Annotated in this window: 7 protein-coding genes; 1 reads left to right on the top strand and 6 read right to left on the bottom strand. The window is 38.5% G+C overall.

The features are described 5' to 3' along the window. Positions 1-75: 75 nt before the first annotated feature. The 4 genes from pstB to pstS all read right to left on the bottom strand — a co-directional run bounded on the left by pstB (position 76) and on the right by pstS (position 4,232). Positions 76-855, bottom strand: coding sequence for a phosphate ABC transporter ATP-binding protein PstB (pstB, locus tag UYI_RS0114050; RefSeq protein ID WP_016867292.1), 780 nt, complete (start codon positions 853-855; stop codon positions 76-78). Positions 856-923: 68 nt separating this feature from the next. Continuing rightward, positions 924-1,787: a phosphate ABC transporter permease PstA gene (pstA, locus tag UYI_RS0114045; RefSeq protein ID WP_016867291.1), complete on the bottom strand. Its 864-nt coding sequence runs from the start codon at positions 1,785-1,787 to the stop codon at positions 924-926. 204 nt (positions 1,788-1,991) lie between these two features. Next, positions 1,992-2,993: a phosphate ABC transporter permease subunit PstC gene (gene pstC / locus UYI_RS0114040; protein WP_016867290.1), complete on the bottom strand. Its 1,002-nt coding sequence runs from the start codon at positions 2,991-2,993 to the stop codon at positions 1,992-1,994. A gap of 198 nt (positions 2,994-3,191) precedes the next feature. Further along, positions 3,192-4,232, bottom strand: coding sequence for a phosphate ABC transporter substrate-binding protein PstS (gene pstS, locus UYI_RS0114035; protein WP_016867289.1), 1,041 nt, complete (start codon positions 4,230-4,232; stop codon positions 3,192-3,194). Between the two features lie 255 nt (positions 4,233-4,487). On the opposite strand from pstS, the gene UYI_RS39670 reads away from it, so the two are divergent. Next, positions 4,488-4,613 carry a hypothetical protein gene (locus tag UYI_RS39670; protein ID WP_258003561.1) on the top strand — a complete coding sequence of 42 codons (126 nt, stop codon included), beginning with the start codon at positions 4,488-4,490 and terminating at the stop codon, positions 4,611-4,613. A gap of 311 nt (positions 4,614-4,924) precedes the next feature. On the opposite strand, the gene UYI_RS0114030 is transcribed toward UYI_RS39670, so the two are convergent. Beyond that, on the bottom strand, positions 4,925-5,365 hold the full coding sequence (locus tag UYI_RS0114030; protein ID WP_102205239.1) for a hypothetical protein: 441 nt from the start codon (positions 5,363-5,365) through the stop codon (positions 4,925-4,927). 220 nt (positions 5,366-5,585) lie between these two features. Beyond that, on the bottom strand, positions 5,586-6,410 hold the full coding sequence (sfsA, locus tag UYI_RS0114020) for a DNA/RNA nuclease SfsA (RefSeq protein ID WP_016867286.1): 825 nt from the start codon (positions 6,408-6,410) through the stop codon (positions 5,586-5,588). Between the last annotated feature and the right edge of the window lie 46 nt (positions 6,411-6,456).

Raw genomic sequence — 6,456 nt, 5'->3', positions numbered from 1 at the left:
CCTACTTAAACAAAATAAAAAGGAAGCTTCCGCAGGTAGACGAGAAGACACTCAAGACTATTCACCAACTCCTATTTAACCAAAACGCCCGGATACGTAATCACGGGTGCGTTCATCAAGTGCTGTAGTAAAGATTTGAGATGTTGCTCCAAATTCAATCATTTGACCAATACGACTTTCATCAGTGCTGAAGAAAGCTGTAAAATCTGAGACACGAGCTGCTTGCTGCATGTTGTGGGTAACAATGGCAATTGTTAATTCTCCACGCAAACTATGAATTAATTCTTCAATTTTCATAGTTGCAATTGGATCAAGAGCTGAACAGGGTTCATCCATGAGTAGAACTTTTGGTTTTACTGCTAAAGCGCGAGCTATGCAGAGCCGTTGTTGTTGACCACCTGAAAGTCCTAAAGCAGATTTATGCAACTTATTTTTAACTTCATCCCATAAAGCAGCAGCTTTGATGGCTGATTCAACTATTTCATCTAATTCTGCTTTGGGACACCATCGGGCTATTTTAACGCCGTAAGCAACATTTTCGTAGATGCTCATGGGAAATAAATTTGGTTTTTGAAATACCATCCCAATTTGACGACGTAGCCGATTAACATTTACACGACGGTCATATATATTTTGACCAAAAAATTCTAGCTTTCCTTCTACCCGAACTTCCCCTTCTAATTCTGCAATTCGATTTAAGGATTTAATAAAAGTAGATTTACCACAACCGCTAGGGCCTATGATAGCTGTAATTTGGTTTTGGTAAATATTTATTGATACTCCTTCTAAAGCTTTGATATGACCATAGTAAAAGTTAAAATTTTTGACTGTGATTGCTGGAACTAATTTACTCATATATTGATTAATTTAGATAAAAAGAATTAGCATTACTTTTCTTGGCAGTTTGTAATTTATAAAGCACTCTATTTTTTTCTTTTTTTGTTAATTACTAACCGTGAAACAATGCTCGTAAATAAAACTAAACTCAGCAATACGATACATGCAGTCCAGATTAATTGATTTTTCTCTGGTGATGGATCATTATAAAGATTAAAAATTAATACTGACAGTGATGCTGTTGGACTGAATAAATCCTGTGACCAATCTAGACTAAATAAAGCAGTAAAAAGCAAGGGTGCTGTTTCACCTGCGGCGCGAGCTATGGCTAATAATATACCTGTAGTGATACCGGGTATAGCGGCAGAAACTACAATCCGAAAAGTTGTTTGAAAGCGAGTTCCTCCTAAAGCAGCTGATGCTAGACGCTGAGAAACAGGAATTAATTTTAATGCTTCTTCGGTTGTTAAGATAACGACAGGTAGCATGATTACTGCGAGAGCAAAACCACCAGCGATCGCACTAAATGATTTGGTTAATAAAACTATCACACTATAGGCAAATACGCCCACAACAATAGAGGGAACACCAGTCAAAATCGTAGTGATAAAGCGAACAAAATTGGCGATTTTTGTTCCTTGACTAAATTCTGCTAAATATATACCTGTAACTATACCAATGGGAATACTAAGCAGCGCGGCAATGGCTACCATTGTGAAAGTACCAACAATTGCATTGGCAAATCCATTATCAATCACTGATGTGACGAACATTTCTGGTTTCAGTCCAGAGATACCCCGCACTATTATTTCCCATAAAACTGATAGCAAAGGTAGTAATGCTAAACCTGTCAAAATAAAAGCGATCGCAGTCATGCCATTATTAAACAATAGCCGCTTTAATGGCAAAGAAGCTAACAGTTCTGTCGCTAAAGATTCATTTGTTTTCATATGGGGAGATGGAGAGTGTGGGGAACTCACCGGCCCCCACTCCCCCAAGGGAGTGGGGATTAGGGGAGGTGGGGAGGTGGGGAGTGTGGGGAGAATAAATAGTGACCAATGACAAATGACAACCAACCACTAACCATTAACAATCAACCACTAACCATTAACAACCAACCACCAACAAACAACCACTAACTACTAACCAAATCATTACTTATTTTTACTACCAACTACCTGTACAAATAACACAGCAGCAATATTTACAGCTAAAGTTAATGCAAATAAAATTAAAGCTAAATATGTGAGAGAACCAACGTGTAATCCACTTTCAGCTTCAGCAAATTCGTTGGCTAATAGTGCAGGAATTGAATAAGCTGGCTCAAGTAAAGAAGCACTGATAATAGAAGAGTTACCTATTACCATTGTTACAGCCATTGTTTCACCTAAGGCTCTCCCTAATGCCAACATTGTTGCACCCACGATTCCAGAAAAACCAGCTGGTAATAATACTCTAAAAATAGTTTCCCAACGCGTACCACCTAATGCCATAGATGCGCTGCGTAATTCTTTTGGTATTACTAGCAATACTTCACGAGAAATTGCTGCCTGTGTGGGTAAAATCATGATGGCAAGAATGATGCCAGCTGTTAACATATTTAGCCCAGAAGGCTCTATGCTATTAAATAGTGGTATCCAATTAAAATTAGCTGCCAGCCATTTTTGCAAGGGTTCAATAAACGGAATAAAAACAAAAATACCCCATAATCCAATAATGACACTGGGGATTGCTGCAATTAATTCAACAACAAATGCTAGAGTTGAGCGCACCCATTCTGGGAGGAAATCTTCACTCGTTACCAAAGATACTGCAAGCCCTACTGGTATCGCTAACAAAATTGCGATCGCACTACTAACAAGAGTTCCATAAATATAAGGTAAAGCACCGAATAGTTGATTGGGTACATCCCAATCTTGGCTCCATAAAAATCCTAATCCAAATTTAACAATTGCTGGATGAGCCTGATTATAAATTACCCAACTCATCCAAAATAATACAAGCACTGTTAAGGTAGCAAAGCTATAAACTAGCCAAGTGAAACTTTGGTCTATTCGGTAATTTTTTCCTTCAATAATTGTAATGTCAATACTCGGATCAATCACTTTTGGTTGATTTGGTTCATTTTGATAGGCTGAGTCGGATGAATTTGTCATACCATTTTAGATTTTGGATTGGGGATTGTTGTATATACAGGTTCTGTCAATTAATTTCTCGCAATCTTTATTTTTTATTGGTGTCATTTGTCAAAAAGTTTCATTAATATTGTTAAGGGGCGATCGCTACTCCTACTCTTGCAAGGAGAAATTTGCGATCGCCATTCTGTGGCTGTGAAATGAGCAGCAAATGATCAATTATTTGACACTGCTATTGACAGTATTGATGACATCATTGGCTACGTTAGAAGGAATAGAAGTGTAGTTGAGGTCATCATTGAACTGTTGACCTTTAGTTAGAATCCACTTAACTAAATTTTTGACAGCTTGGGCTTTAGCAGGATCTTTGTAGTTCTTATAGACCATAATCCAAGTTAAACCAACAATAGGATAACCTTGACCTGGATCACCAATAAAAACACGATAGTTGCTGGGGAAACTTACAGAAGCCAAAGCAGCGTTTGCAGACTGCAAAGAAGGAGCTACAAATTCTCCTTTTTTATTCTGTACCTGTGCTGATTTGAGGTTGTTTTTATTGGCATATTCATACTCCACATAGCCTATAGAGCCTGGAGTACGCTTTACTAAGGCAGCGACGCCAGGGTTTCCTTTACCTTTAAGGGCATTTGATAGAGTCCAACTTGGAGATTTACTAGTACCAATTCTGCCTTTGAAATATGGGCTGATGTTGCTTAAGTGATTAGTAAAAATAAAAGTTGTACCGCTACCATCAGCGCGAACAACAGCTTTAATTGGTAAATTTGGGAGATTAACACCAGGGTTATCTGCTTTAATTTTGGGGTCGTTCCATTTAGTAATTTGACCAGAGAAAATACCTGGTAATGTAGTACGAGATAATTTCAGGTTGTTAACACCAGGAACATTATAAACAACAGAAACTGCACCACCTGCGGTAGGTACTAAAATTACTCCCTGCTTAACTTTAGCTATTTCAGCATCGGTCATGGCAGCATCACTAGCACCAAAGTCAACAGTCCCAGCAATTGTTTGATTCACGCCACCACCACTACCAATTGCTTGGTAGTTAATTGTCATGTCTGGCATGTCTTTTTTTATTTCACGAGCATATCTCTCATATAACGGAGCAGGAAAAGTTGCACCTGCACCATTGAGAGTTAGCGCTTGGGCGATCGCTGCAAAAAATGGCCCAAATGCAACAGCTGCCGTCACTACGGAAGTAGTAACCACACGATTAAAAACGGTGATAGAAAAATTCATATCTCCTCAGATTTAATGACCAATTTCTGCTGAAACTTCAATCTGAAATAAAACTACATTCTTTGCGGTTAAGAATAGTTTATGAATCACTTAATTTGTTGATAAAAAATAGTTAAATTTTAATCTTTTAAATATCTTTTTTTTAGAAAAAATCAAGTTAGTATGTAGTTATAAATAGATATTGTTTTTTGAATTTATAAAAGTAAATACTTTAATCTCTCTTCTCAGAAAACAAAATGATTTCTTTCATTCATATTGAGCGATCGCTCAAAAACAGCTTTTGTTACCTTCGATGGCTTAAATGGTAGCAGCGCTTTTGACATAGACTCCACTTCCCAGGTGCAGCGTAGTGGTAATAAAGAAGATAGTCCCAAGCCTTGATATTTTAGTTACCTGTCTTGAAAAAGGGGAAAGGGTAAACGTGAAAGGGGAAGGGGAAGAACTATATTTCATGCCCTCTTTGTGTGAATTATCACATGACCTCTAGTAGTTCACCAAATTGATTTTGACAGTTTGGCTAGATCCCCGACTTTTTAAAAAAGTCGGGGATCTGACGTCTCGCAAGCTGTCAAAACTTGTGTGGTAGAGTACTAGTTTTAAAATGGGTGTGGGCGTGTAGGAAGAGTCCAGTTTTCAGACAGTGTGGAGAAAAAACAGAGATGTCATCTACAAAATTTTCTGGGAAGAAGGCTTCAACTGCGAAAATGAGCAGCACTAAGCATTAGGGGTGCTGTGAGTAACACCCAAAACATGGGCAGCCCAAAGTAAATTGCTGCGTAAATGGCGTTAGTAGTGCGTGTCTTGATAGGCTCTACAGAGAGCCAAGCATTCATAATGCCTATATTAACTACTCCCAGCAGGAAGTGGAGGGCTAGCACAAGGATAGTAAGAATGACAATCCAGTGGGTGGCTAAGTTCAGGCGTCGTCCCCAAACGATAACGACAAGAACAAGGGTAGTGGCGAGAGCAAACCAGCGTATGCCCATGACGGGGAAGAAGATAATGACGGCCTCATTAGCATTGATTCCAGGGTGTTTAAATGGGGAGAGGGGTAATGACCAAAAAAATAGTAGGGCGGTAGTAGCAAGTGAAGTGAACCAGCAACCCCAGAATAAAGTTTGTTTTATAACCATTTAGTATTAATGTTTGATATGAGTTGAAACTGTGACAAAATTTTTTTTTATCGAACACCGATGCACACAGATGATCACAGATAGATTATTGGTATGCTTTTATATCTTAATGTTAGGTGAGTTCGATGCAATACCCCCACGGGCAATTATGCCCACAATGAGGTAATGAATATTTAACTCCTCTTACACCCCCACACCCAAACCACCCCTACACCCATTTTTAAGCTAGAGATAATTTAAGTTTCGCTAAACCTAAGTAGCGGATACCTATTGGTGAGATTTCAAAACGACAAGGTAGAACTTCTAAACCTAAGGATATTGCTTGCCGTAACAATTTTCCATATACAGGATCGGCGCTATCACCAGGGGCAAATTCTTCACAATCTCCTCGATTAATGAAGTAAAGCATGACTGCCCGACTTTGGGGAAGGAGTGCCATTAATTCTCGCAGATGTTTTTGTCCTCTTGTTGTTTCTGTGTCGGGAAATAGGGCTAGTTTGCCCTGCGCCCAAGTAGTGTTTTTTACTTCTAAGTAAATCGGACGAAGATGATCTGTTATTAGTAATGTACTGTCTTCTCGTGATGCTTCAGATAAAATTTTTCTATCTACGTCGATGAGTAATGAATTTGATTGTTTTGCACTTGCAGATAGAAAAAAATCTACTCGGCTTTTTTTATCTTGTCCGTAGACGACTTCACCACGAATTTGACTATATTTACCCAACTGGGGGAAAAGATTTTTTTCTAATGCTAATTTAATAATGCGATTAGGCAAGCTGGTATTAACGCCTACCCAAGTTGGTTCATTATCATGGACTTGAATTAATTCCCAAGTGTAAGCTAATTTACGATTAGGATTCTCACTTTTAGAAAGCTGCACTACATTACCAGGGATACATACTCCTGTCATTGGCCCTGTATTTGGACAATGTGCTGTCACTACCTCGCCAGAAGCAAGTTCAACATCAGCAAAAAAGCGTTTATAGCGTCTGAGTAAGATACCAGGATATAAAGTTGGGTAATAGTAAAGGTAGTCGGTAGTCATTAGCTAGTAGTTAGTAGTTTGTGGTTAGTAGTTTGTGGTTAGTAGT

The sequence above is a fragment of the Fischerella muscicola PCC 7414 genome (assembly GCF_000317205.1).
GTDB lineage: Bacteria > Cyanobacteriota > Cyanobacteriia > Cyanobacteriales > Nostocaceae > Fischerella > Fischerella muscicola.
This window is presented reverse-complemented; position numbering and strand designations above follow the sequence as displayed.

Coding starts and splice junctions, on each gene's coding strand:
- pstB (WP_016867292.1), bottom strand. CDS start 855: ATGAGTAAATTAGTTCCAGCAATCACAGTCAAAAATTTTAACTTTTAC.
- pstA (WP_016867291.1), bottom strand. CDS start 1,787: ATGAAAACAAATGAATCTTTAGCGACAGAACTGTTAGCTTCTTTGCCA.
- pstC (WP_016867290.1), bottom strand. CDS start 2,993: ATGACAAATTCATCCGACTCAGCCTATCAAAATGAACCAAATCAACCA.
- pstS (WP_016867289.1), bottom strand. CDS start 4,232: ATGAATTTTTCTATCACCGTTTTTAATCGTGTGGTTACTACTTCCGTA.
- UYI_RS0114030 (WP_102205239.1), bottom strand. CDS start 5,365: ATGGTTATAAAACAAACTTTATTCTGGGGTTGCTGGTTCACTTCACTT.
- sfsA (WP_016867286.1), bottom strand. CDS start 6,410: ATGACTACCGACTACCTTTACTATTACCCAACTTTATATCCTGGTATC.